At 61.8% G+C, this 23,949-nt stretch carries 18 protein-coding genes; 2 read left to right on the top strand and 16 right to left on the bottom strand.

Going from position 1 to position 23,949, the window contains the following annotated elements; all coding sequences use genetic code 11:
* Positions 1-233: 233 nt before the first annotated feature.
* The 11 genes from EV286_RS25665 to EV286_RS25615 form a co-directional block, all read right to left on the bottom strand.
* Positions 234-1,487, bottom strand: a complete 1,254-nt coding sequence (locus EV286_RS25665) for an OmpP1/FadL family transporter (protein WP_132960011.1) — start codon at positions 1,485-1,487, stop codon at positions 234-236.
* 404 nt (positions 1,488-1,891) lie between these two features.
* Complete coding sequence (locus tag EV286_RS25660; RefSeq protein ID WP_132960010.1) at positions 1,892-4,732, bottom strand: valine--tRNA ligase; 2,841 nt, start codon at positions 4,730-4,732, stop codon at positions 1,892-1,894.
* A gap of 116 nt (positions 4,733-4,848) precedes the next feature.
* Positions 4,849-5,676 carry a DUF2497 domain-containing protein gene (locus tag EV286_RS25655; RefSeq protein WP_132960009.1) on the bottom strand — a complete coding sequence of 276 codons (828 nt, stop codon included), beginning with the start codon at positions 5,674-5,676 and terminating at the stop codon, positions 4,849-4,851.
* A 244-nt stretch (positions 5,677-5,920) separates the two neighbouring features.
* A complete protein-coding gene (locus tag EV286_RS25650) occupies positions 5,921-6,592 on the bottom strand; it encodes a protein-L-isoaspartate O-methyltransferase (RefSeq protein ID WP_207909924.1) in 672 nt (223 codons plus the stop codon).
* Positions 6,593-6,745: 153 nt separating this feature from the next.
* Entirely contained in the window at positions 6,746-8,401 is a 1,656-nt protein-coding gene (locus EV286_RS25645; RefSeq protein WP_132960008.1) for a GMC family oxidoreductase N-terminal domain-containing protein, read from the bottom strand.
* A 66-nt stretch (positions 8,402-8,467) separates the two neighbouring features.
* Positions 8,468-9,238 (bottom strand): 3-ketoacyl-ACP reductase, encoded by a 771-nt coding sequence (locus EV286_RS25640; protein ID WP_132960007.1) that lies wholly within the window; start codon positions 9,236-9,238, stop codon positions 8,468-8,470.
* On the bottom strand, positions 9,235-10,743 hold the full coding sequence (locus EV286_RS25635) for a GMC family oxidoreductase (protein WP_132960006.1): 1,509 nt from the start codon (positions 10,741-10,743) through the stop codon (positions 9,235-9,237). Before EV286_RS25635 ends, EV286_RS25640 begins: the two co-directional genes overlap by 4 nt.
* Before the next feature lie 12 nt (positions 10,744-10,755).
* Positions 10,756-11,868, bottom strand: coding sequence for an ABC transporter ATP-binding protein (locus EV286_RS25630; RefSeq protein ID WP_132960005.1), 1,113 nt, complete (start codon positions 11,866-11,868; stop codon positions 10,756-10,758).
* Positions 11,869-11,871: 3 nt separating this feature from the next.
* The gene (locus EV286_RS25625; RefSeq protein WP_132960004.1) at positions 11,872-12,816 is read right to left on the bottom strand and encodes a carbohydrate ABC transporter permease; all 945 of its coding nucleotides are present in this window, start codon (positions 12,814-12,816) and stop codon (positions 11,872-11,874) included.
* Positions 12,813-13,766 (bottom strand): sugar ABC transporter permease, encoded by a 954-nt coding sequence (locus tag EV286_RS25620; protein WP_132960003.1) that lies wholly within the window; start codon positions 13,764-13,766, stop codon positions 12,813-12,815. Before EV286_RS25620 ends, EV286_RS25625 begins: the two co-directional genes overlap by 4 nt.
* A gap of 86 nt (positions 13,767-13,852) precedes the next feature.
* Positions 13,853-15,112, bottom strand: coding sequence for an ABC transporter substrate-binding protein (locus EV286_RS25615; RefSeq protein ID WP_132960002.1), 1,260 nt, complete (start codon positions 15,110-15,112; stop codon positions 13,853-13,855).
* A 318-nt stretch (positions 15,113-15,430) separates the two neighbouring features.
* On the opposite strand from EV286_RS25615, the gene EV286_RS25610 reads away from it, so the two are divergent.
* Positions 15,431-16,495, top strand: coding sequence for a LacI family transcriptional regulator (locus EV286_RS25610; protein WP_132960001.1), 1,065 nt, complete (start codon positions 15,431-15,433; stop codon positions 16,493-16,495).
* A gap of 73 nt (positions 16,496-16,568) precedes the next feature.
* Here EV286_RS25610 and EV286_RS25605 read toward each other — a convergent pair whose 3' ends face one another.
* Genes EV286_RS25605 through EV286_RS25585 form a run of 5 tightly spaced genes read right to left on the bottom strand, consistent with a single transcriptional unit; the run spans position 16,569 to position 22,509 of the window.
* Positions 16,569-18,077 (bottom strand): aldehyde dehydrogenase family protein, encoded by a 1,509-nt coding sequence (locus EV286_RS25605; RefSeq protein ID WP_132960000.1) that lies wholly within the window; start codon positions 18,075-18,077, stop codon positions 16,569-16,571.
* On the bottom strand, positions 18,077-18,850 hold the full coding sequence (locus EV286_RS25600) for an enoyl-CoA hydratase/isomerase family protein (RefSeq protein WP_132959999.1): 774 nt from the start codon (positions 18,848-18,850) through the stop codon (positions 18,077-18,079). Before EV286_RS25600 ends, EV286_RS25605 begins: the two co-directional genes overlap by 1 nt.
* Entirely contained in the window at positions 18,843-20,471 is a 1,629-nt protein-coding gene (locus tag EV286_RS25595) for an acyl CoA:acetate/3-ketoacid CoA transferase (RefSeq protein WP_165932935.1), read from the bottom strand. The genes EV286_RS25600 and EV286_RS25595 overlap by 8 nt, the downstream gene beginning before the upstream one ends.
* A complete protein-coding gene (locus tag EV286_RS25590; protein ID WP_132959998.1) occupies positions 20,468-21,469 on the bottom strand; it encodes a Gfo/Idh/MocA family oxidoreductase in 1,002 nt (333 codons plus the stop codon). The genes EV286_RS25595 and EV286_RS25590 overlap by 4 nt, the downstream gene beginning before the upstream one ends.
* Positions 21,466-22,509 (bottom strand): LacI family DNA-binding transcriptional regulator, encoded by a 1,044-nt coding sequence (locus EV286_RS25585; RefSeq protein ID WP_132959997.1) that lies wholly within the window; start codon positions 22,507-22,509, stop codon positions 21,466-21,468. Before EV286_RS25585 ends, EV286_RS25590 begins: the two co-directional genes overlap by 4 nt.
* Positions 22,510-22,793: 284 nt before the next feature.
* On the opposite strand from EV286_RS25585, the gene EV286_RS25580 reads away from it, so the two are divergent.
* Complete coding sequence (locus EV286_RS25580) at positions 22,794-23,948, top strand: dihydrodipicolinate synthase family protein (RefSeq protein ID WP_132959996.1); 1,155 nt, start codon at positions 22,794-22,796, stop codon at positions 23,946-23,948.
* Position 23,949: the final 1 nt, after the last annotated feature.

Raw genomic sequence — 23,949 nt, 5'->3', positions numbered from 1 at the left:
TTCTATCCATGTATGAAAATCGACCCATAGCACCCTTAACGCACTTCCAAAGCCGGCCCGTCCTTGCCGAAGTTACCGCTGCGCCTGCTTTGTGGCGGGAAATGGACAACTATGGACGGGTATGGCTGCTGACAAACTCTTGCAACAAAGTGTTGCTGAATCGTCACAAAACTGCATTAAGCAACTCTAAATAATGCAGCGGCCGCTTCAGACAAGTAACGGCCGCCAATAATTCAGAACTTTACCTTCAACGATGTTGAAACGGCGGCAACAAGATCATCATCAAAACTATAGGAAGCATCGCCGCCGTAGACTTGACCATTATAGGTTACAGCACCGGACTCTCCGCCAGTCCAAAGCCCAAGGACACCTGCAAGGCGCAATTCGAGGTTCTCCTGCGGTGCATAGGCGACGCCGGCGGCGACGGTCCAGACATCCGTCTGGATTCCATAACCCTGGCTCGTACCGCGGTCCCACGTCAGGCTGACCGCGCCGCTCCACTGGTCGTTGAACTTGTGGCCGACACCGCCGGTCACCGTCCAGCCGTCCCTGTAAATCAGGTCAAGCGTGGTGGGGGGCGTGAGCGGCGTCACGACTGCCGGAGAAAAGGTGAGAACCTGCAACTTGCTCCATGCGGTCCACTTGACTCCACCGAAGGCGAGCCAATCCGGCGCAATACCGGTCTGCCACTTCCATTCGAGAGAATCCGGCATCGTCGCCGAACCCGACACGTCATACTTGGTAAACATCGGGCCGAGATTGGTCAGGTCGATCGTGCCGGTCAGATTGCTGAGCTCGACGACGCTGTTGTAGACGAGGCTGGTTCGAATGGCATATTCCGGGATCTCGTAGGCGACACCGGTGCGCCAGCCCCAGCCATTGTCCGAAAGCTCGAGGCGGCCGACGCCAGAGAAGGGCAGCCCGGTGCCCGTGAAGTCCTGTACCAGTCTCTCCTTGAAGCCGCCGACCTCCTGGTAGAAGCCGCCGCCGATAAGCCGCAGTTGTCCCGGGCCGGCATCGAACTTGTATGAACAGGTCAGCGCGTAGTTGTCGCTCTCGACCTTGGTCTCGATGTTCTGATTGGCTCCCGCCCAGTTCAGTCCCGGATCGTCGTGAGCACCCCAGGGCTGCGAGTAGTCCGCAAGGCAGTCGACGGCGTCTGTCACACCGACCTTGATGCCGACGCGTGGAATCCAGTAACCCGGCGTATCTTCCGCGGTGTGCGGTCTGTAGTTCAGATCGCCGCCGCCCCATGTCGGCGGGTTCGCCAGCGGATTGGTATTGGAAGTGTCCGTATCGACGACATTCTTCAGCTTGCGCTCCGGCTTCACATAGGTGGCCGAGGATTCCATTGTGACACGCGACGTGTCGAAAAGCAGATCGATATTATAACCGCCGCGTTCGAGGCCACCGGCAAAGGACGGCGCGATCGACGACGAAAAAATGATGAGCGATAGTGCGCCCCCGGAAAGCATACGAGATGCCATTTTGTCTCCCCAACGGCAATTTGCGGCTGCACTCTGGAGAGGAACGCTTTGATTGGCAACGTGCTGCCGGAACGGCTCGCTGCCGCAACCGTGCCGATAAACTACTTAGAAAATTAGGGGTAATGCGACCAACCGCCGCATTTGGAAAATTATACCTAAAATAGGCTAATCATGCGCTTGAGTTGGATTTTCGTTCCACAGCAGGCTACGGCTGTAACAATCCGACAACAGTCCTACTTTAAGCGAGTTTCGGGCCTCTCCGGCATCGAAAGCTTCAATACCGTCGTGGAAAACTCCACTTCTCACGGCCCGCCATTCCGGTGGCGCTCGAATCGACACAAATCCTTCAAAAAAAGAGGCACGCGACAATCATCGCGTGCCTCCCGTCGTTTTACAAAATTTGCTCAGCCCGCTTCGGTGACGCGTGCAAGCGCAACGGTCAGGCTCGCCTTCTGGCCTTCGAGTTCGGCGAAGCGCTCACGCTCGGCGGCCACCACGTCCGGGTTTGCGTTGGCGACAAACTTGTCGTTCGAGAGCTTCGAGGAAACGCGTGCCATCTCCGCGTCGTTCTTGGCGATGGCCTTCTCGAGCCGTGCCTTCTCGGCGCCGAGGTCGATCAGGTTACCGAGCGGCAGGCACGCCGTCGCTTCGGCAACAACGATCTGAGCAGCCCCCTTCGGTGCAGTGTCGGCAAGCGAAATGCCCTCGACGCGGGCGAGCCGCTTGATCGCCGCATCGTGGCGGTAGAGCCGTTCACGCGTGAGGCTGTTGGCGTTGACGACAACCAACGGGGCAATCGCCGCCGGTGGAACGTTCATTTCCGCACGAACCGAGCGAATGCCGGAGACAAGGTCGATCAGCCAGTTGATCTCGTCAGCGGCGGCGTTATCGGCATAGGACGGCGACGGCCATTCCGCATGGCAGACCAGGGTATCGCGTTCGACACCTTCGCCCGCCGTATGCGCCCAAAGTTCTTCTGTCATGAACGGCATGAAGGGATGGAGAAGCTTGTAGGTCTCCTCCAGAACATAGGCGGTGCAAGACTGTGCCTCGGCTTTCGCACCGGCATCGTCGCCGTTGAAGACCGGCTTCAGCAGCTCCAGGTACCAGTCGCAGAACTGGTTCCATATGAAGCGGTAAAGCACGCTCGCCGCATCGTTGAAGCGGAAGGCTTCCAAGGCTTCCGTAACGTCACGTTCCGTGCGGGAAAGTTCAGTCAGGATCCAACGGTTGATCGTAAGCTCCGCTGCCTCCGGCACAAAATGAGGATCGCTCTTGGCGCCGTTCATCTCCGCAAAGCGCGTGGCGTTCCAGAGCTTCGTGCCGAAATTGCGGTAACCGGCAATGCGCGCGGGGTCGAGCTTCACGTCTCGTCCCTGAGCAGCCATGATCGCCAGCGTGAAGCGAAGCGAGTCAGCGCCGTATTCGTCGATCAGCTCGAGCGGGTCGATGACGTTGCCCTTCGACTTCGACATCTTCTGCCCGTTCTTGTCGCGAACGAGGGCGTGAACATAGACCGTGCTGAACGGCTCGACCGCATTGCCGTCCTCGTCCTCCATGAAATGAAGGCTCATCATCATCATGCGGGCGACCCAGAAGAAGATGATGTCGAAGCCGGTGACCAGTACGTTCGTCGGATAATAGCGTGCAAGCTCGGGTGTCTTTTCCGGCCAGCCGAGCGTCGAGAACGGCCAGAGCGCAGAGGAGAACCAGGTGTCCAGCACGTCCTCGTCACGCGTCAGGATCTCGCCTGGCTTGAAATTCTCGAGCAGGTCCTCGACCAGGGCCTTCATCGGCCCTTCATGCGAAAGATAGTGCTGGATGGCTGCCTGCAGGGCTTCCTCTTCGGTCTTCTCGACGAAGACCTGCCCGTCCGGGCCATACCAGGCGGGGATCTGGTGCCCCCACCAGAGCTGGCGCGAGATGCACCACGGCTGGATGTTCTCCATCCACTCGAAATAGGTCTTTTCCCAGTTGCGCGGGACGAAATTGGTCCTGCCCTCGCGAACGGATTGGATAGCCGGCTCGGCCAGCGTCTTGGCGTCGACATACCATTGCTCGGTCAGGCGTGGCTCGATCGGCACTCCGCCGCGATCGCCATGCGGAACCGTGTGCTTGTGCGGCTCGATCTTGTCGAGGAGGCCGGCCTCCTCGAATATCCGGACGACGATCTTGCGCGCCTCGAAGCGGTCCTTGCCCTCGAGCTCGTCCCATGCACCGTGCAACGCCGCCGGATGATCGAGATCCTCGAGGAAGTCCTCGTTCTCCTTGAGCGTGACGCGCCCGTCGATCGTCAGAATGTTGATCGCGCGCAGGCCGTGCCGCCTGCCGACCTCGAAATCGTTGAAGTCATGGGCGGGCGTCATCTTGACCGCGCCGGTTCCAGCCGTCGGGTCCGGATATTCGTCGGCAACGATCGGAATGCGGCGACCGACGATCGGCAGGATGACGTGCTTGCCTACGAGGCCCTTGTAGCGCTCGTCATCCGGATGGACGGCAATGCCGCTGTCGCCGAGCATCGTTTCCGGCCGCGTCGTCGCGACGACGAGATAATCCCGCGTCTCCCATTCCGTCGGCTTGCCATGCTCGTCGAAAGCAATCGGATGCTGGTAGGTGACGCCTTCCTCCAGCGGATAGCGCAGATACCACAGGTTACCCGTGACCTCGACCTGCTCCACCTCGAGGTCGGAGATCGCTGTCAGGAGCTTCGGGTCCCAATTGACCAGTCGATTGTCCTTGTAGATCAGCCCTTCCTTGTAGAGCGTGACGAAGACCTCGCGAACGGCCTCGGAGAGCCCCTCGTCCATGGTGAAGCGCTCGCGCGACCAGTCGCAGGAAGCACCGAGACGCTTCAACTGGTTGAAGATCTGACCACCCGATTCTTCCTTCCACTCCCAGATTTTCTCGATGAAGGCCTCGCGCCCCATCGTGCGGCGATGAAGCTGCTTTTCCATGAGACGCCGCTCGACGACCATCTGGGTAGCGATGCCCGCGTGGTCCATGCCGGGCTGCCAGAGCACGTCCTTGCCGCGCATGCGTTCGAAGCGCACCAGGATATCCTGCAGCGTGTTGTTGAGCGCGTGACCCATGTGCAGCGAGCCGGTCACGTTCGGCGGCGGGATGACGATGGTGAAGGTCTCCGCCCCCGGCTTCGCATTCACGCCGGCGCGGAAGGCATCCTCCTCGTCCCACTTCTTCGCAATCTTCGGTTCGACGGCGGCGGAATCATAGGTTTTGTCGAGCATTTTCTGACCAAACTTCGATGTTTGCTGTTGCGGGTTGTAAATAGGATGGCCGGAGCCAAGTCAATAAAAAAGCCGCCCCGGAAACCGGAGCGGCCCACGGCTCGATCTGTAATGAATCAGCGGCGCGGACCGCGAGCGACCCTCTCGATTTCCTCGCGCACCAGCCGCTCGACGAGTGTCGGCAGATTGTCGTCCAGCCAATCCTGCAGCATGGGGCGCAGCATCTCCTGGGCGATTTCGTCGAGCGAGCGGCGCTCGGTACCGTCGATCGCCGCGACCAGCTCACCGAAGGAACGCGCAACTTGCTCACCTGCAGCCACCGAAAGCAAGGGCTGCTGCGCTTCCGGAGCAACATCCAGGGCGAAAGTCTCGTCTGTAACCGGTAGCATGGGCGGCTCGGCGACCATCATCGGCTGCGAGATTTCCCTTTCCTGAGCGACTTCGGCAACCGCTACAGCGGCCACCTGTTGAACGGGCGGCACGGCGACCGCTAAAACGGACTGCGCGACGGGCGTCAGCCGAGGGACTTCAACCGGGCGTGGCTCAGCTATCTGAGCGGCGATCACGGCCGGCACTTCGCGCTGGACCGGTTCTCTCTGGCTGAACTGTGCGGCATTGCGCTCGGAAGCGGCGCGAACACGGGCTGCGACATCAGCGAGCGAGAGAGTGGCAGCCGGAGCCTCCTGCGCCCTTACCGGGCCTGGCGAATTGGCTGCGATGAAACGCGGATCCTGGGGAATGCCGGCACCATCGAATTCGGTGTCAGCATAGTCGTCGTCGACCGTCAGCCTGATGTCGTCGTCGCCTTCGTCAACTGCGTAGACCGGGGAAATTGCAGGAGAAGCCGCTTTGCCCGCACCGGGCTCGTTGCTTTCGATTATCCGGCGAATTGACGCCAGAATTTCTTCCATGGACGGTTCACGCGCTACATTTGGCTGAGCCATATTCATCCCCGTTATCGCAGAAATAACGACCGGAATTCCAAAGCGGCACCCCGAATCACCGCCACCCTAGGATACTCCTCTGTTAAAAAAAATCACAGCGAGCCAACTTAATGATGCGATGCACAGGTTTGTTATCCGCCACTTTCTGCAGGATATTTTCGTGTCAGCGCCGGCGATTCTTCGCAGTATAGAAGAAAGGGCGCCAAAGGCGCCCTTAGAAATTATCGCGTTAAGCGTGAAGAAATCAGAAGGTAAATTCCTTGCTCTTCGCAAAGCCCTGTAACGGCTTGACCGAGGCGTTGAAGAAGGGATTTTCGGAGAAGGAGCCGTGTTCCCGCACGAACACTTTCGCCCGCGCCGCATTGCCGTAGCCCTGGACCGCAATCAGCCGGCCGCCATCGCGCAGTTGCTGCAGAACCGTCGCCGGCACTTCCTCGACAGCACCATTGATAAAGATGACATCATAGGGCGCCTGGGCGGCGTAGCCCTTTTCCAGCTCGCCTGCGACGACCGTGACGTTGCCGTAGCCCAGTGCGGCAAGGTTCTTCGATGCCTCGGCCGCAAGCGTCTCGTCGCACTCCAATGCAACGACCGAACCCGCCAGAAGAGAAAGCAGGGCAGCCGTGTAGCCAGTACCGCAGCCGATCTCGAGAACAACGTCGTCCTTCGAGATTTCGGCAAGCTGGAGCAGCTTGGCAAGCGGCGAAGCCTCCATGAGGTAACGCGGGGGCTTGCCCGATGCAGCCGGCGCGATCTCGATATCCGTGTCGATATAGGCAAGCAGCTTCGACTTTTCCGGCACGAAGGCTTCGCGGGGCACGGTGAGGAACGCGGTCAACACGGGATGCGACGTCACGTCCGTCGTCCTGATCTGGTTGTCGACCATCTTTATCCGCGCTGCCTCGAAATCCATCATGTCCTGTAGCCCCAATCAAACCGGGATTGCCTGTTGCCTTCGTCTCTTAATCTTGAGAGCAGCGGCTTTCAAGGCTTCGCGATTTCCAGCGACCAAGAATCGTGACCCGAGCCGATTGCCTGCCCCGCCGTTGCCGAAAGGGCACGCGACATGTCAGCGAACGTCGGCGCGCGCCCTTGGTCGCGTATCGTTGCGTTCCCAGGAAAAGATCGCCCGCGGCAGAGGCGTGCGGTCGCGGATGATGTCGGCCCCCTTCTCTCCCACCATGATCGTCGGACCGTTGGTGTTGCAGGAGGGTACCCTTGGCATGACGGAGCTGTCGCAGACGCGCAGACCCTCGAGCCCTCTTACCTTGAGTTCCAGATCGACCACAGCGCTCGCATCCGTTCCCATCTTGCAGGTGCCAACCGGATGATGGTCCGTCTTCGCATTGGCGCAGCCATAGTCGAACAGCTGCTCCTCGGTGCGGACTTCCGGTCCCGGCAGCCGCTCCGCGAGCACGAAGGGTTTCAGCGCGTCCTGCTGCATGATCTCGCGGGCAATCCGCAACCCCTCGAGCGACATCTTCACATCATGCGGGTCGCTCCAGTAGTTCGGATCGATCAGCGGTGCGGCGGCGGGATCGCTCGATGAGAGGCGCACGGTGCCCTGCGAGCGCGGATGCAAGTAGGCGGAATTCAGCGTGACGCCGGCGTTCTTCAGCCGTGCGACGCCGGCCTCGATTCCCGAGCCGAGGCCGAGATGGAACTGGATGTCGGGCGAACGCGCGTCGGGATCGGCGTACCAGAAGCCGCCGGTCTCGAAGAGCGATGAAGCGACAGGGCCGGACTTGAAGAGAACATATTGCAGCCCCGCCCAGAGCGTGCGGTGAAGCTTGGCCACATTGTCGTAGGTATGATCACCGGTGCATTCGCTGATGACGAAAAGGTCGAGATGGTCCTGCAGGTTGCCGCCAACGCCCGGCAGATCATGCTTCACGGCCACGCCAACGGATTTCAGGTGGTCCGCCGGCCCGATTCCGGACTGCAGCAACAGCTTCGGCGAGCCGATTGCACCCGAAGATACGAGGACTTCGCGATCCGCGCGGATCGTCTCCACGCCCTTGCCGGAAACGACTTCGACGCCGACGGCCCGGCGTCCTTCCATGACAATCCGGCCGACACGCGCGGCGGTGCGAACGGTCAGATTCTTGCGATCCCTGATCGGTGACAGATAGGCGAGCGAGGCGGAGGAGCGGCGGCGGTCGCGTTGCGTCAGCTGATAGAAGCCGACGCCCGCCTGCTGGCGGCCATTGAAATCATGATTGTAGGGTATCCCGAGTTCCTGTCCGGCGCGGATATAGGCGTCGCAGATCGGCAGCGACGCGGCCGGCATCGAAACGCCGAGCGGACCACCATAGGAATGGTAATCGTCCGCAAAGCGCTGGTTGTCCTCCGCGCGCTTGAAATAGGGCAGCACGCTTCGATAATCCCAGCCCTCGCAACCGTCCTCGCTTGCCCAGAGATCATAGTCCGCCGCATTACCACGAGTATAGAGCTGGGCGTTGATCGAGGAGCCGCCGCCGATGACCTTGGCCTGAGTGTAGCGCAGCACCCTGCCCTTCATGTGCTTCTGCGGCACGGTTTCCCAGCCCCAGCTTGCGACACCCTTCGTCATCTTCGCGAAGCCTGCCGGCATGTGAAAGAGCGGATTCCAGTCGCCGCCGCCTGCCTCCAGCAGAAGCACGCTGACCGTGGGATCCTCGCTCAGGCGATTGGCAAGCACGCAGCCAGCAGGCCCGGCGCCCGTGATGATGTAGTCGTAGCTCATTCAGGTGTCCTCAAGTCAAATCCTCCTCGCGCCGGCGCCCTCCTCCATCAGGGCACAGAACCAGCGCTACAGCCTGGGGATCGCCAGGCCGCCATCGGCGTCGATCACCGAGCCCGTGGCGAACGCGAAGCTTCCCGACGCAAGTGCTGCGACGATGGTGCCGATATCCGAGGCTTCGCCCCAGCGCTTCATCGGCACGAGGCCATCGGCAATCAGAGCGTCGTATTTCGCCGAAACTTTCGCGGTCATGTCCGTGCGGATGATACCCGGACGCACCTCGAAGACGCCGATGCCTGTTTCGGCAAGCCGTAGCGCCAGCCCACGGCTGAAAGCCGCGAGCCCCGCCTTACTGATGCAGTAATCCAGTCGCTCTGGAGAACTGAGCTCGGCCGAGACCGAGGTGATGTTGATCACCGAGCGCGGTGTGGCCGCCTTTTTCGCAGCAAGCATCGCGCGGACGACCGTCTGGGTGAAGAAGACCGTCCCTTTCAGATTGACGTCGATGATCGTGTCGAAATTCTCCGGTTGAAGATCGAGAAAGTCGCCGCGAACGACCGAGGCGATGCCGGCATTGTTCACGAGGCAATCGATGCTCCCGAGGCTAGACAGGACCGTATCGACCGTCGACTGGTGGCCAGCGAGATCGGAGATGTCCGCCTTCAGGTAGATCGCGCGGCCGCCAACGGCGCGCAGACCATCGAGAACGGTATCGCTCGGGTCCATGTCGCCGACCCCGGTCAGAGCAAGGTCGAAACCCGATGCGGCGAGCGCGGAGGCGATGCCGAGACCAATTCCCTTCCGTCCGCCGGTGACGATCGCTACAGGACGCGCGCTCATTGCCGCAGATCCTCCTGCGTGATGTGCTCGGCGACACGTAGCGCTTGCGCCGCGACCGTCAGGGCCGGATTGACCGCTGCCGACGTGGGCAGGAAGCTTGCATCCACGACGAAGAGGTTCGGATGATCGAAGGCGCGGCAGAAGACATCGAGCGGCGCGCTGCCCGGATCATTGCCGATCCTCACTGTCCCGCATTGATGCGACGGCGTGCGCTTGTCGAAGGGCCGCGACAGTACGATCGGGAAGCCTGCCTTCTTGAGCACGGCCTTGAGCTTCGCCACCAGATCAAGGTGAGCCTGCCAGTTCGTGCGTGTCCACTTCAGCACGATCCGCTCGCCCTCGACCATCACGCGGCTTTCGGGATGCGGCAGGTCCTCGCTCATGGCGTAGAAATCGATGGCGTGGGCAGAAACCCTGTCGAGCAGCCACTCCGGCACGCTCGGAATGTTTGCCTTCAGAATGGCGCCGGAGATGCGCCCGAGCAGCTGGATATTGCCGAGCGGCGGACCGCCATTTCCGTCGGACAGGTAGAAATCGTTGAAGCCGAAGGTCTTCTGGTAGATCGAGTCGTTCCTGTACCAGGGCGATATGGCGAGGATGGCGGACGAATTGTGATTCATGAAATTCCGGCCGACCTGGTCCGACCGGTTGGCGAGGCCACGCGGATTGGCGTCGTCGGCTGAACGCAGCAGCAGGACCGCCGACTGGACCGCGCCAGCCGAAAGAATGACAAGCTTCGGCGTAACCGACCGTTCCTCGCCATCGGCGACGTAGCGAACGGTCTCGATCTTGCCGCCCTCTTGCGCTGCCACCAGGCGAGTGACGCGCGCACCGGTCTGCAGCCGAACGTTCGGGTATTGCAGGGCATTGGCGAGCGCCACGGTCTCCGCGTCCATCTTGCCGTCGAAGCTGTTCGGATGCGCATCCCATGGCGTCTTCGCCTTGGCGAGCCACTTCTCGATATCGACTCCGAGCGGCAGTGAGAAGGGATGCATGCCACCCTTCTTCAGCTTGTTGCGCACGGCTGCGATTGCCGGCTCCTCGGGAACGGGCGGAAAGGCATAGGGCTGCGAATGCTCGGGCTCGGTCGGATCGTCTCCAAGAGCGCCGCGCACCTGGTAGAGTTGCTCTGCAGCGCTGTACCAGGGCTCCAACTCCTCGTAGGGAAATGGCCATGCCGGGGATACACCATCGCGGTGCTGCATCTCCTCGAAATCCTCGCGCCGATAACGAACCAGCACCGCACCGTAGAACTTCGAGTTGCCCCCGACATTGTAGTAGTTGCCGGGATTGAAGCCCTTGCCGTCCGTCTCGTACCAGAGCTCCTTCGGGCGGAAGTGGCCACGCTGGAAGATCGCGCGCTGATCGCGGTTCTCCGGCCGGTCCTCGATCCGCTGCCCGGCCTCCAGGATCAGGATCTCGGCACCGCGGGGCGCGAGACCTGCCGCAATCGTCGCGCCGCCGATGCCCGAGCCGATGATGACGATATCGGGTTCACGTTCCATGATGTTGCCCGATCATGCGATCCGGATCTGGCTCTGCGGATCGAAATAGACCGCCTTGTCCAGGTTGAAAGCGAGCCGCGCCGTCTGGCCGGGCGCAATGCGGGCGTCGGCGCGCAGCCGCGCGACCACTTCCTTGCCGCCGAGCTTGGTGACGGCGAAGGTGTCCGAGCCTGCCGGCTCGACGACGTCGATCAGGCAGTTCCCCTCGACCAGCGAGCGGGCGTTGCGGTCGGCACCATCGGGATCGGTGAGCGCTTCCGGTCGAATGCCGAATATGACCTGCTTGCCCGTATAGGCCGCAAGGCTGTTGGTCTGCGGTACGGGAAGATTGAGCGGCTCGCCATCCGGACGCGCCAGGGAGACATGGAAATCGTTGCCCGTGCCACCGATCGTCGCGGTCAGGAGGTTCATGGCAGGCGAGCCCATGAAGTCGGCGACGAACAGGTTGGCCGGATTGTTGTAGATCTCGGCGGGCGTCCCGAACTGCTGCACCTCGCCGTCGCGCATGACGGCGATCTTGGTGGCAAGCGTCATGGCCTCGATCTGGTCGTGCGTGACGTAGACGATGGAGGTGCCGGTCGCGGCGTGCAGGCGCTTGATCTCGATGCGCATGTCGACGCGCAACTTCGCATCCAGGTTGGAGAGCGGCTCGTCGAACAGGAACAGCTTGGGATCCCTGACGAGCGCGCGGCCCATGGCAACACGCTGGCGCTGGCCGCCCGAAAGCTGGCTCGGCTTGCGGTCGAGCAGATGTGTGATCTGCAGCACCTTGGCGACCTTGTCGATCGCCTGCTTGCGCTCGTCGGCCGGCACGCCGCGCATTTCCATGCCGAAGGAGATGTTTCCGGCGACCGTCATGTTCGGATAGAGCGCATAGCTCTGGAACACCATGGCGATGTCCCGCTTCGACGGATGCAGATCGGAGATCGTTCGCCCATCGACACGGATGTCGCCCTCGGTAATCGATTCGAGGCCGGCAATGGTGTTGAGCAAGGTCGACTTGCCGCAACCTGAGGGGCCGACGAGCACCAGGAAGCCGCCCTTTTCAAGTTCCAGATCGATGCCCTTGAGGATTTCGATGGCGCCGAAGCGCTTTCTGAGACCGGAGATTTCGAGGAAAGCCATGGGTTATCCTTTAACGGCGCCCGCCATCAGCCCGCGTACGAAGTAGCGGCCGGCGAGAACGTAGACGAGGAGCGTGGGCATGGCGGCGATCATCGCGGCCGCCATGTTGACGTTGTATTCCACAACGCCGGTCGAGGTGTTGACGACGTTGTTCAGAGCCACCGTCATCGGCATCGAGTCGCCCGTCCCGGCGTAGGCGGACGCGAACAGGAAGTCGTTCCAGATGTTGGTGAACTGGTAGATGACAGTGACGACGATGATGGGCAGCGAGTTCGGCAGCATGATCCGCCGGAAAATCTGGAAGAAGCCTGCGCCATCAACCTGCGCGGCCTTCACCAGTTCGGTCGGGAAGGCCTCATAGAAGTTCCGGAAGAACAGCGTCGTGAAGCCGAGGCCGTAGACGACGTGGACGAAGACCAGATTGACGGTCGGATTGCCGAAGCCGAAGGAGAAGCCGATCGAATTCTGCAGCGATACTCCGAACCGCCCAAGGCTGCCGAGGATGGTCGCCATCGGCAGAAGCACCGACTGGAACGGAATGAAGCAGGCAAACAGCATCAGCCCGAAGATCAGCTTGTGGCCGCGGAAGCGCCACTTGGTCAGCACATAACCGTTGAGAGCGCCGAGCAGCGTCGAGATCAGGACCGCCGGAACCACCATCTTGATGGAGTTCCAGAAATAGCCCTTGATGCCGGCGCAGGTAAGGCCAACGCAGGCCTCGCCCCAGGCCTTGTACCAGGGCTCCAGCGTCGGAGCACTCGGCAGGGCCAGCATGTTGCCGTTCTGGATCTCGTCCATGGTCTTGAAGGACGTCACGAGCATGACGAACAGCGGCATCAGGTAGACGATCGCGAAGAAGGCGAGCAGCCCGTAGATGACGACGCGGTTGAGGATTTTGGAGCCTTCGGTGCGGCGCCCGCCGCTGCCGGATGATACGATCGCGCTCATCGAGACTTCTCCCGCAGTTCGGAATAGAGATAGGGAACGATGATTGCCGAGATCGTCATGAGCATGATGATCGCGCTCGCCGAGCCAACTGCCATCTCGTTGCGCTTGAAGGTGTATTCGTACATGAAATTGGACGGGAGCCAGGCCGAACCGCCGGGGCCGCCGCTCGTCAGTGCCACGACCAGGTCGTAGGATTTGATCGCCATATGGGCGAGTACGATAAAGGCGGAAAGGAAGATCGGCCTCAGCAACGGGATGACGATGCGCCGGTAGAGCTGCACCGTGGTCGCGCCGTCGATCTGGGCGGCCTTCATGATCTCGCCGTCGATGCCGCGCAGGCCCGCCAGGAACATCGCCATGACGAAGCCGGAGGCCTGCCACACGCCCGCGATGACCACGGTATAGATGACGAAATCCTTGTTCTTGATCCAGTCGAAATGGAAGCTCGTCCAGCCCCAGTGATGCAAGGTCTGTTCGAGACCGAGGCCGGGGTCGAGAAACCACTTCCAGGCGACGCCGGTCACGATGAAGGACAGCGCCATCGGATAAAGATAGATCGGCCGCAGCACGCCCTCGCCCCGGATCTTCTGATCGAGCAGGATCGCCAGGAATAGGCCGAGCCCGAGGCAGATCGCGATATAGAGAAAGCCGAAGATCCCCATATTGGTGACCGAGGTATACCAGCTCGACGGCGGATCGCTTTCAAATGTCCATCGCCACAGCCGCTGATAGGCGCGCGGGCCCGTCAGCGCATAGGACGGAAACGTCTTGGAATTGGTGAACGATAGATAGACCGTCCAGAGGATGAAGCCGTAGACGAACACCAGCGTGATCACGAAACTCGGCGCAAGGACAATCTTCGGCAGCGCTTCCTGCAGGCGTCCGCGTATGGAGTTGCGCGTCGCGCGCTCGGACGCCAGGTTGATATCGGGGTTCGCAACAGTGCTCATGAAATTCGTCCCTCCGCGGGCCGTCATCGTTTGCCGTAAAGCCTTCCCCGCCTGCGCGGGGAAGGAGCCTAATCGCCAGGATAGGCTTACTTGGCGTCGTCGATCGCCTTGACGAGTTCTTCCACGGCCTGGTCGGATGTCTTGATCTGACCATGCACGAACTTGGAGACGACGTCCTTATAGGCATTGGCGACTGCCGGAGGAGCGCCATAGCCCTGAGCCAGCGAGCCGAACAGCGTGCCGCCTTCGTTGGCTGCCTTCAGGTCGGCGATGCCCTTCTTGCCGCAAGCATCGAAGTCGGTGTCCGGAACGTCGGTACGGGCCGGAACCGAACCCTTGACGACGTTGAACGCCGACTGGAAGCTCTTGGAGAGCGTCGCAGTAGCAAGCGCGACCTGGGCCGCCTTGCGATCGTCCGGAACGTTGAACATGCCGAACATGTCGGAGTTATAGATCACGCTGCCGTCCGTGCCCGGAAAACGGTAGCAAAGGAAATCCGTGTTCGGCGTCTTCTTCGCCGCAACGAATTCACCCTTGGCCCAATCGCCCATGACCTGAACGAGCGCATCGCCCTTGATGACCATGGCGGTCGCAAGGTTCCAGTCACGTCCCGAGAAGTTCGGGTCGACGTAGGTGACCATCTTCTGAAGGTTGTCGAAGGACTTCTTCATCGTGTCGGACTTCAGCGACTCTTCGTCGAGATCGTTGAAGGCCTTCTTGTAGAACTCGGGACCGCCGGTCGAAAGAACGATCGAGTCGAACATCGTGGCTTCCTGCCAGTTCTGACCGCCGAGCGCGAGCGGGGTGACGCCTGCCGCCTTGGCCTTGTCGAGAAGCGCGATCAGGTCGTCGAAGGTCTTCGGCTCGGTGCCGCCGATCTTGTCCATGACGTCCTTGTTGATCCACAGCCAGTTGACCGAGTGAACGTTGACCGGTGCTGCAACCCACTTGCCGTCATAGACGGAGAACTTCTGCAGAGCTGCCGGAACGGACTTGTCCCAGCCTTCCTTGACGGCTGTCTCGGTGAGGTCGCCCATGACACCTGCCTGTGCGTAATCCAGCACGGTGTAGCCAAGCATCTGCGAGGCGGTCGGATACGTGCCTGCGGCAACCATCGCCTTCAGCGCCGTCATTGCAGCATCGCCGCCGCCGCCCGCGACCGGCACGTCTTTCCAGGTAAAGCCTTCCTTGGAGAGGTCGCCCTTCAGCACGTTCAGCGCTGCAGCCTCACCGCCAGAGGTCCACCAGTGAAGCATCTCGACTTCCTTGACGTCGTCGGCATGAGCGGCACCGCAGCCGGCCGCCATCAACGCCACCGCCGCCGTCGTCATCATAAACTTGCGCATAGTCTTCCTCCCGTTTGCAAGTTGTCGCGGCGAGAGCCCTTCCCGCCGCCAGATGTGTCCAGCTCCCGGCCGAACACAAAATCACCGCGGCCTCCCAGCCGCCGGTGCTCATTTAAAACGTTATAAATCATCCCGCGTCAAGCCCCGCGGAAAGACTTCAGAAACGGCCCGCAATCCAAGGTTAACGGGGGTATTTTCGGCTATTTTTTGGGCATGCATTCTTCGCGATGCAGCATTTAAAACGTTTGCATTAGCCGATTGCCTATCGCATTTCGCGCCTATATGGTGCGCGGCTGCACATCTCTCAGGAAAGCCCCGTTGACCGATACGCAGAAGCCCGGACGCATCGAAAGTCAGGACATCGCGCAAAAGCGTGGCAAGCCGACCTTGCGCACCATCGCCGAGCTGACTGGCCTCGCCGTCACCACCATTTCGCGTGCCCTTAGCGACGCGCCGCAAATTTCCTTCGAGACTCGCCAGCGGGTCCACCAGGTTGCCCGTGACATCGGCTATCTGCCGGATCGAGCCGCCCAGCGCCTGAAGACCGGGCGCACAAATGTCATCTGCATCCTGCTCGACCCGCACGAGGAGGTGGTCGGCTTCGGGACGTCGATCATGTACGGCATTACCAAGGCCCTGCAGAATACTTCCTACCACCTGATCGTCGCGCCGAATTTCCTTGCGACCAGCAACGTGGAAGCCGTCGAGCACATCATACGCAACAATCTCGCCGATGGTCTGATCTTTTCCCGCACCGAGCCGCTCGACGGACGTGTCCGCCTGCTCCTGGAGAACGGCTTCCCGTTCGCTTCCCACGGCCGGACCGAGTTCTCCACGCCGCATCCCTTCGTGGACTACGACAATTTCGCCTTTGCCTACGAGGCGACCCGTCGCCTGATCTTCAAGCGCCGCAAGAAAGTCTCGATCATCCTGCCGCCGAAGCGCCTCACCTTCTGCCAGCACATGCTGCACGGCTTCATGACGGCCGTGCGCGAAGCCGGTATCGCCTATGAAATCCCCGAGGGTATCGACCTCGATTCGCCGGCCGACGCACTCCTTGAGCATATCGCCCGCCGCGCGGCTGATCCCGACGCGCCGGACGGGCTGATCTGTCCCGGCGAAGTCTCCGCCCTTGCAGCCATCAGCGCTCTCAGCGACGCCGGCCGGACGCTCGGCGTCGACTACGACATCGTCGCGAAGCAGACGTCGCGACTGCTGACGCAAATTCAGCCGAAGATCGACACGATCTACGAGGATCTGACCGCGGCTGGCGAGGAGCTCGGGCACATTCTCCTGCAGCGCATCGGCCAGCCCGAGGCGGGAGACCTGCATCTGCTGCAGGCGCCTCAGTTCGGCTTTCCGACGCAGGGCAATGCCGGCTGAAGCCTGAACTGTTGCTTCGCTGTGCATTGCCAATCTCCCCTCCATCTCGTGGCCTCCTCGCCCTCTCGTGCGACTAACGCGGCATCCACCAGCCGGTGCGTGCACCGATATGCATGTTCAGCGTCTTCGTCTCGGTATAGTCCTCCACGGCATGCCGCCCGAGTTCGCGTCCCAGGCCGGATTGCCGGTAGCCCCCGAAGGGAAGCTCGGAAGCGCCATCCATGAAGGTGTTCATCCAGATCGTGCCGGCACGCACCCTTCGCCCGATCGTCAGGCAGGTGTCGAAATCCTTGCTCCAAACGCCGGCCGACAGGCCGTAGTCGACGGAATTTGCGATCTGGATCGCCTCTTCCGTCTTCCCGAAGGTCAGGACCGAGAGTACCGGGCCGAAGATCTCCTCGCGCGCGACCGCCATTTCCGGCTTTACGTCGGAAAGGATCGTGGGCGCCATGAACTGGCCGAAGCCGAAATCGATCTGGCTGCCGCCGTGGGCAACCGTCGCGCCACCGCCTGCGGCGCCTGAGACATAGCCCTGGATCTTCTGGAGATGCTGCGGCGTGATGATCGCGCCCACCTGCGTCGATGGATCGAGCGGATCGCCGACCCTTACTTTCTCCGAAAGAGCCGCAATGCGGGCCGTGACATCCTTGACGATCTCACGATGGACGATCAGCCGCGACCCGGCATTGCAGCACTCGCCGGCATTGAAATAGCCGCCGAACACGGCAGCGTCCACGAAGGCATCCAGATCAGCATCCGGGAAGACGATCTGCGGATTCTTGCCGCCAAGCTCGAGCGAAACCTTCTTCAGGGTCTGCGCGGCATTCGCCATGGTCAAGCGTCCGACGCCCGTCGAGCCGGTGAAGGACACCATGTCGACATCGGGATGGCTGGTCATCGGCACGCCAGCCTCCGCTCCGGTTCCAACGATGATGTTGACGACGCCCGCGGGCACGCCAGCCTCCATCAGAATCTCGCCGAGCAGTAGGGTCGATCCGGAGGTAAGCTCCGAGGGTTTGACGACCGCCGTGCAGCCGGCGGCAAGAGCGAAGGGAAGCTTCTGGCTGACGATCAGGAAGGGGAAGTTCCAGGGCGTGATGATCGAGACGACGCCGATCGCCTCGCGCAGCACGACACCCAGCGTGCCCTCGCCAAGCGTATTGTAGCTCTCGCCGTGCAGGTCGCGTGCAAGGGCTGCCGCATAGCGCCAGATGTCGACGGCGCCGGCGATCTCGCCGCGCGTCTGGGTGATCGGCTTGCCGGCCTCGATCGCGTCGAGATAGGCGATCTCATCGGCCCGTGCCGAAATCATATCGGCCGCCTTCAGGAGGACGCCGGCCCGCTCCGCAGCGGTCATGCGCGGCCAATGGCCCGTATCGAACGCCTTGCGGGCGGCGGCGATGGCGCGATGAGCGTCGTCCTTCGTCGCCGACTTGTAGCGGCTGACGGTCACGCCATGGCTCGGCGCCACGCGCTCGATCGTGCCGGCCTCCACGCCTTCCACCCATTTTCCGTCGATCAGCATGCTGAATTCGCGGACCTTCACGTCGGCGAGCTTCTGCGGCTTCACAAGAACCGTCATTACCATTCTCCCTTGAATTGCGCGGAACGCTTCTCGCCGAAGGCCGCAACGCCCTCCCTGAGATCACCCGTCTTCGCCGCGAGGATACCTCCCAGCGCCTCTACGGCCATTCCGTTGTCTTCCCCGTTTGCGGAGGCAATCATCAGCTTGCAGATCTCTACCGCAGCCGGCCCGCGCTGTGCGATCCGTGCAGCATAGTCCCTTGCCGCGGACAGCACCGTGCCGGTCTCGACGACCGAATCGATGAGCCCGTGCCGCAAGGCCTCCTCCGCGGAAAACATCTCGCCACCGAGCGCCATGCGCCTGACGATCTGGGCACCGAAGCGCCTGACCAGCCGCTGCGTGCCGGACCAGCCGGGCACCATGCCGAGGCTGGTCTCAGGCAGGCCGATCTTCACCTGTGCCTCCGCGATGCGGATATCGGCGGCCGCTGCGAGTTCCAGCCCGCCACCAAGCGCGTGGCCGTTGATCGCTGCGATCACGGGCATCCGCATCGTCGCCAGCCGCTCGAAGACCCGGTGGCCGAAGCGGACCCAGGCATGACCGAACTCCTCCGCTCGCATGCCGCCCCAGGCCTTGATGTCGCCGCCTGCCGAAAAGGCCTTGCCTTCGCCGGTCAGGATGGCCACACGCACCACCGCATTCGCTTCGACCTCGTCGCAGGCAGATGCCAGCGACTTCAGCATGTCGAGGTCGAAGGCGTTGAGCTTCTCGGGGCGCGAGACCGTCATGATCGCGATTGCGCGCTCGATGGAAACCTTGACCTCAGCCATTGCCGACCTCCCCCCCGAGCATGCGCTTCGGCTTTGCCGCAAGCGTCAGGCCGATCGGCGCCTCGTGGAACAGTCCTGCATCCATGACCTTCAGGTCGTCCGAGACGATCAGCGGGAACTCGGACTGATCGAGGACATGCGCCTTGAGATCGACCCCCGGCGCGATCTCCGTGACCACGATACCGGCGGGTGTCAGTTTCATCACGCACCGCTCGGTGACATAGGTGATGTCCTGGCCCTGCGCGACGCCGCGCGGTCCCGAAAAGGTCACGTGCTCGACGGCGTTGACCAGCTTCTTCAGCTTGCCTTCCTTCTCGATCGCCAGCCGGCCGCCCTCGACCGAAAGCTTGGCGCCGGCATTGAACATGCCCGAGAAGACGATCTTCCTGGCGCGGGCGGTGATATCGACAAAGCCGCCGGCGCCCGCCGTCACATGCGGACGGAAAGAGAGCTTTGAGACGTTCACCGACCCGTCGCGGCCGATCTCGAGGAAGGAAAGCAGCGAGGCGTCGAAGCCGGCGCCCTGGAAATAGGTGAACTGATAGGGCGACGGCATGAACGCGTCGGCATTCGAGGCGCAGCCGAAGGCGAAATCGAGGAGCGGCACACCGCCGACGGCTCCTTGTTCGATCACCCAGGTCACCGCACCATGCAGGCCTTCCTCCATAAGTATTCGCGGCACGTTGGCCGATATCCCGAAGCCGAGGTTGACTGCGCTGCCGGACTGAAGCTCCTGCGCCACGCGGCGTGCAATGACCTTCTGGATGTTGAACTCCGGCACCCGGAAGCTATCGAGCGGACGGAAGATCTCGCCGGATATAGCCGGATCGTAGAGTGTCTGGGTCGTCTGCTTCTGCTCGGGATCGACGACCACATAGTCGACCAGCACGCCGGGCACGCGCACATCATGCGGCTTCAGCGAGCCTTCCTTTGCGATCCGCTTCACCTGCGCGATGACGATGCCGCCGTTGTTGCGCGCTGCGAGCGCCTGGTCGAGCCCGCCGAGATAGGCACCTTCGTGCTCATAGGTCAGATTGCCGCGTTCATCGGCCGTCGTCGCGCGGATGATCGCCACCTGCGGCGCGATGGCCTTGAAATAGAGCCATTCCTCGCCCTCGAATTCGATCCTCTTGACCACCGGCTCGGAGGCGGCTGCCGCATTCATGGCACAGCCTTCCCGTCGCGGATCGACGAAGGTCTCCAGACCGATCTTCGTCATGACGCCCGGCCGCTTGGCCGCGGCCTCCCGATGCATGTCGAAGAGGATGCCGGAGGGGACGTTGTAGGCGGCGACCTCGTTGTTGCCGATCATCTGCCAGATCACCGGCGGTTCGGCTGTAGACGGCCCGGATGGATAAGAGCCGCCGATGATCTTCTTCAGAAGACCCTTCTTGGCGATGTGATCGACGCCCTTGATGCCGCTCATGTCGCCTGCGGCGATCGGATGCAGGGTCGTCAAGTTTCGCGGGTGGCCCGTCTCATCGAAACGCTCGCCGATCGCCTTCAGCATCAGGTCGGGGCAGCCGAGGCCGCTCGACGACGAGACGGAGACGACGGCATCGTCGGGTATCAGGGCAGCCGCCTGCGCGGATGAAATATACTTGCTCATCGTCAGTCTCAAAGTTTCGGGTCGATCTTCACGGCCGCACCGGTCGCCGCCGCCTGAACAACGGCGAGGCCGGTCGCAAGCGACCAGACGCCGTCCTCTCCGGTCGCAGCAGGACTGCCGTTGCCGGCGATGGCGGCATGAAAGGCCGCGAGCGCGGTCTCGTAGAGGTTGGTGTGCTCAAAGGGCAGGTCAGCCTCGCCGTCTGCCGTTCGCAGCGTCAGCCGGCCAATAGGCCGCTGGGTCATGATGTTGCGACCGATGATCGAGCCCTCCGTGCCGTGGACCTCGAAGCCGGTGTCGGCGTACTTGGTGGTGAATCCATCGTGGAACTGGGCGATAATGCCGGACTTGAAGCGCAGCACGCCCATGACGCCGTCTTCCAGACCTGCCTTGCCGAGACCGCCCTGCTGAGTAAGGGCCACGGCCTCGACAGGGTCCTCGCCGAGAACGAAGCGCAGCGTGTCGGTATCATGAACGGTGATGTCGAGGATGACCCCGCCGCCCGCCTCCGGCTTGTCGAGACGCCAGCCATGAAGATGCGGCGACAGGTAGACCGAGTGAAAGACGCGAGCGGAAAGCGGCTTGCCGATGCGGCCAGAGGCGACGACATCGCGAATGGCGCGAATGCTTCCGGCATTGCGCAGGTGATGATTGGTGCCCATCACGACGCCGGCATTCTTTGCAGCCGTTACCATCGCCTTTGCGTCGTCGAGACTGAGCGCCAACGGCTTTTCGCAAAGCACGTGTTTTCCAGCCCTTACCGCCGCAAGCGTCTGGTCGCGATGCAGTTCGTTGGTCGTTGAGATATAGACGGCATCGACATTCGGATCGTTGACGAGTTCATCCACGCTGGTCACGGATTTTGCGATGCCGTTCTCAGCGGCATAGGCGTTTCCACGCCCCGCATCGGTGCTCATCACCGAAACTGCTTCGCCGCCCTTGGCGCGGATGGCGCCGATCACCCATTCCTTCGCGATCGTGCTTGCCCCGATCAGACCCCACCTTGTCATTGCGCCATCCTCCTCTCGGCCTTTCCGAATTGAGCACCACAGCTCTGTCGAACCACGAGCCGTACCGAACTGACGATGCTCTCGGCCTCCACCTTGCCCGAATTGATCTGTTTCAGGAGCAGCTGCGCCGCCCGTCTTCCCATGCCCTGCGGATCGACGGATATCGTCGTCAGCGCCGGCACCGCCGTCTTCGCCTCGATGACATCGTCAAAGCCGACGACCGCGAAGTCCAGACCGGGTTCCATGCGCCTCGACCGCAAGCCATCGCAGACGCCGAATGCAACGGCATCATTGAAGCAGACAGCCGCCGTCGGCTTTTCGGCGAGCAGCATCGCCCGCTCGATTGCCTCGACGCCGCCCGCGCGCGACGGCGCCGATCCGACCACAAGGCTTTCATCGAACGGAATGCCCAACCGCGAGAGCGCATCGCGATAACCGTGGAAGCGCTCGCTGAAGACCGCCGTGTCGGGAAAGCCACCAAGGAAAGCGATCCTGGTATGGCCAAGCCCCGCCAAGTGCTCGACACCCGCAAAGGAGCCCGCGTGATTGTCTGAGACCAGGGAGGAAACCTTGGCGCCCGGCACGTTGCGTACCACGAGCACGACGGGGATCCCCGAACCGACGAACGACTTGAAATCGGCAGCTTCCGTGCCGCGGGCCGGCGAAATGATGAGCCCCGAAATTCCGTGCTCGCGCATCGAGGCCACGACCTCGCGCTGCCGATCGATGCTTTCGCCGGTATTGGCAAGGAACTGCACGTATTCCGCAGACTGCACGACCATGTCGACACCGACCGCCAGTTCCGCAAAGAAGCTGTTGGTGAGGTCGTTGACGACCATGCCGATGATCTTCGAGGTGGACTGACGCAGGTTCGCGGCGCTGCGATTGTAGACGTAGCCAAGGTCGCGGATCGCAGCCATCACCTTGGTCCGCGTCGCCTCATTGACGAGGGGGCTCGCCTGCAGGACGAGCGAGACAGTCGACTTCGACACGCCTACAGCGTTCGCGATATCGACGACCGTCACCCTTCCCTTAGCCATGAATCCTCCTCCGGGTCTCCTCCCCGTTGGTTCTTAAATAATTGGAACGTTCCAACAAAGTCAAGCGTAAAAATTCGACAGTGATCATGAGCCTCTTCCACACGCGCAAACCAGGCTAGCGCACTTATTCATCATTTTGATTTATATCGCTTTATTCTCTTCTTATAAAACTGTACGTCCACCGGACACGGGACGCGAAGCCTAATATCCCCTTTAGATTTCCCATTGAAATTTGGAACGATCTAAATTATTCGTCGAAAAATATCTGGAGGAGATGACCATCCATGCTGAAGCTTCCGACCGACAATGGCACCGTGGAAACCTATGCCCTGACCGGCACGCCGCTGGAGCGCCCGGCCGAACCGCCCCGCTTCAGCCGCATCGCCTATGCGGCTGCCCACGTGGTCTCCGACCCGTCACGCGACCTCGACCCCTGGGGCCGGCCCGCCATCGACTGGGATACGACGATCGCCTTCCGCCATCATCTCTGGAAGCTTGGCTTCAAGATTGCCGAGGCGATGGACACATCGCAGCGCGGCATGGGACTCGACTGGGCGGGAGCACAAGAACTCATCCGCCGCGCGATCGATGCGGCCCGCGCCGTGCCCGGCGCCGATCTCGCCTGCGGCGCTGGCACCGATCACCTGGCGCCGGTCGATGCCCGCTCGCTCGATGACGTCATTCGCGCTTACGAGACTCAGGTGGAATTCGTCGAAAAGCATGGCGGCCGCGCGATCCTGATGGCGAGCCGTGCGCTCGCACGCATAGCGACCTCGGCCGATGACTACCGCCTGGTCTATGGGCGCATCCTGCGCCGGACCAAGGACAAGGTTATCCTGCACTGGCTCGGCGACATGTTCGACCCGCAGCTTGCCGGCTATTGGGGATCGGCGCGCTTCGATGAGGCGCTGAAGGCGGTCCTCTCCATCATCGAGGAGAATGCCGACAAGGTGGAGGGTATCAAGATATCGCTCCTCGACCACGGCAAGGAGATCGCGCTGCGCAACGGGCTGCCGAAGGGCGTGCTTTGCTTCACGGGCGACGACTTCAACTATGCCGATCTGATCGAAGGCGACGGAGAGCGCCACAGTCATGCCCTGCTCGGCATTTTCGATGCGGTCGCCCCTTCGGCGTCGAAGGCCCTTGCCGCCCTTGCCGCCGGCGACACGCAGACGTTCCGCGATGTGATCGCGCCGACTGTGCCGCTGTCGCGCAAGATCTTCGAGGCGCCGACGCAATACTACAAGGCCGGCGTCGTCTTCCTCGCCTGGCTGAATGGCCATCAGGCGCATTTCACGATGCCGGCCGGCATGCAGTCGGCGCGCGGCATGCTGCACTACGCCGATGTCTTCCGGCTCGCCGACAAGGCAAACGTGCTGGACAAGCCGGAGCTTGCGACGAAGCGCATGTCTGCCCTCATGCAGACCTTCGGCATCTGAG

This window comes from Rhizobium sp. BK251 (assembly GCF_004345245.1).
In the GTDB taxonomy this organism is placed as follows: domain Bacteria; phylum Pseudomonadota; class Alphaproteobacteria; order Rhizobiales; family Rhizobiaceae; genus Rhizobium.
This window is presented reverse-complemented; position numbering and strand designations above follow the sequence as displayed.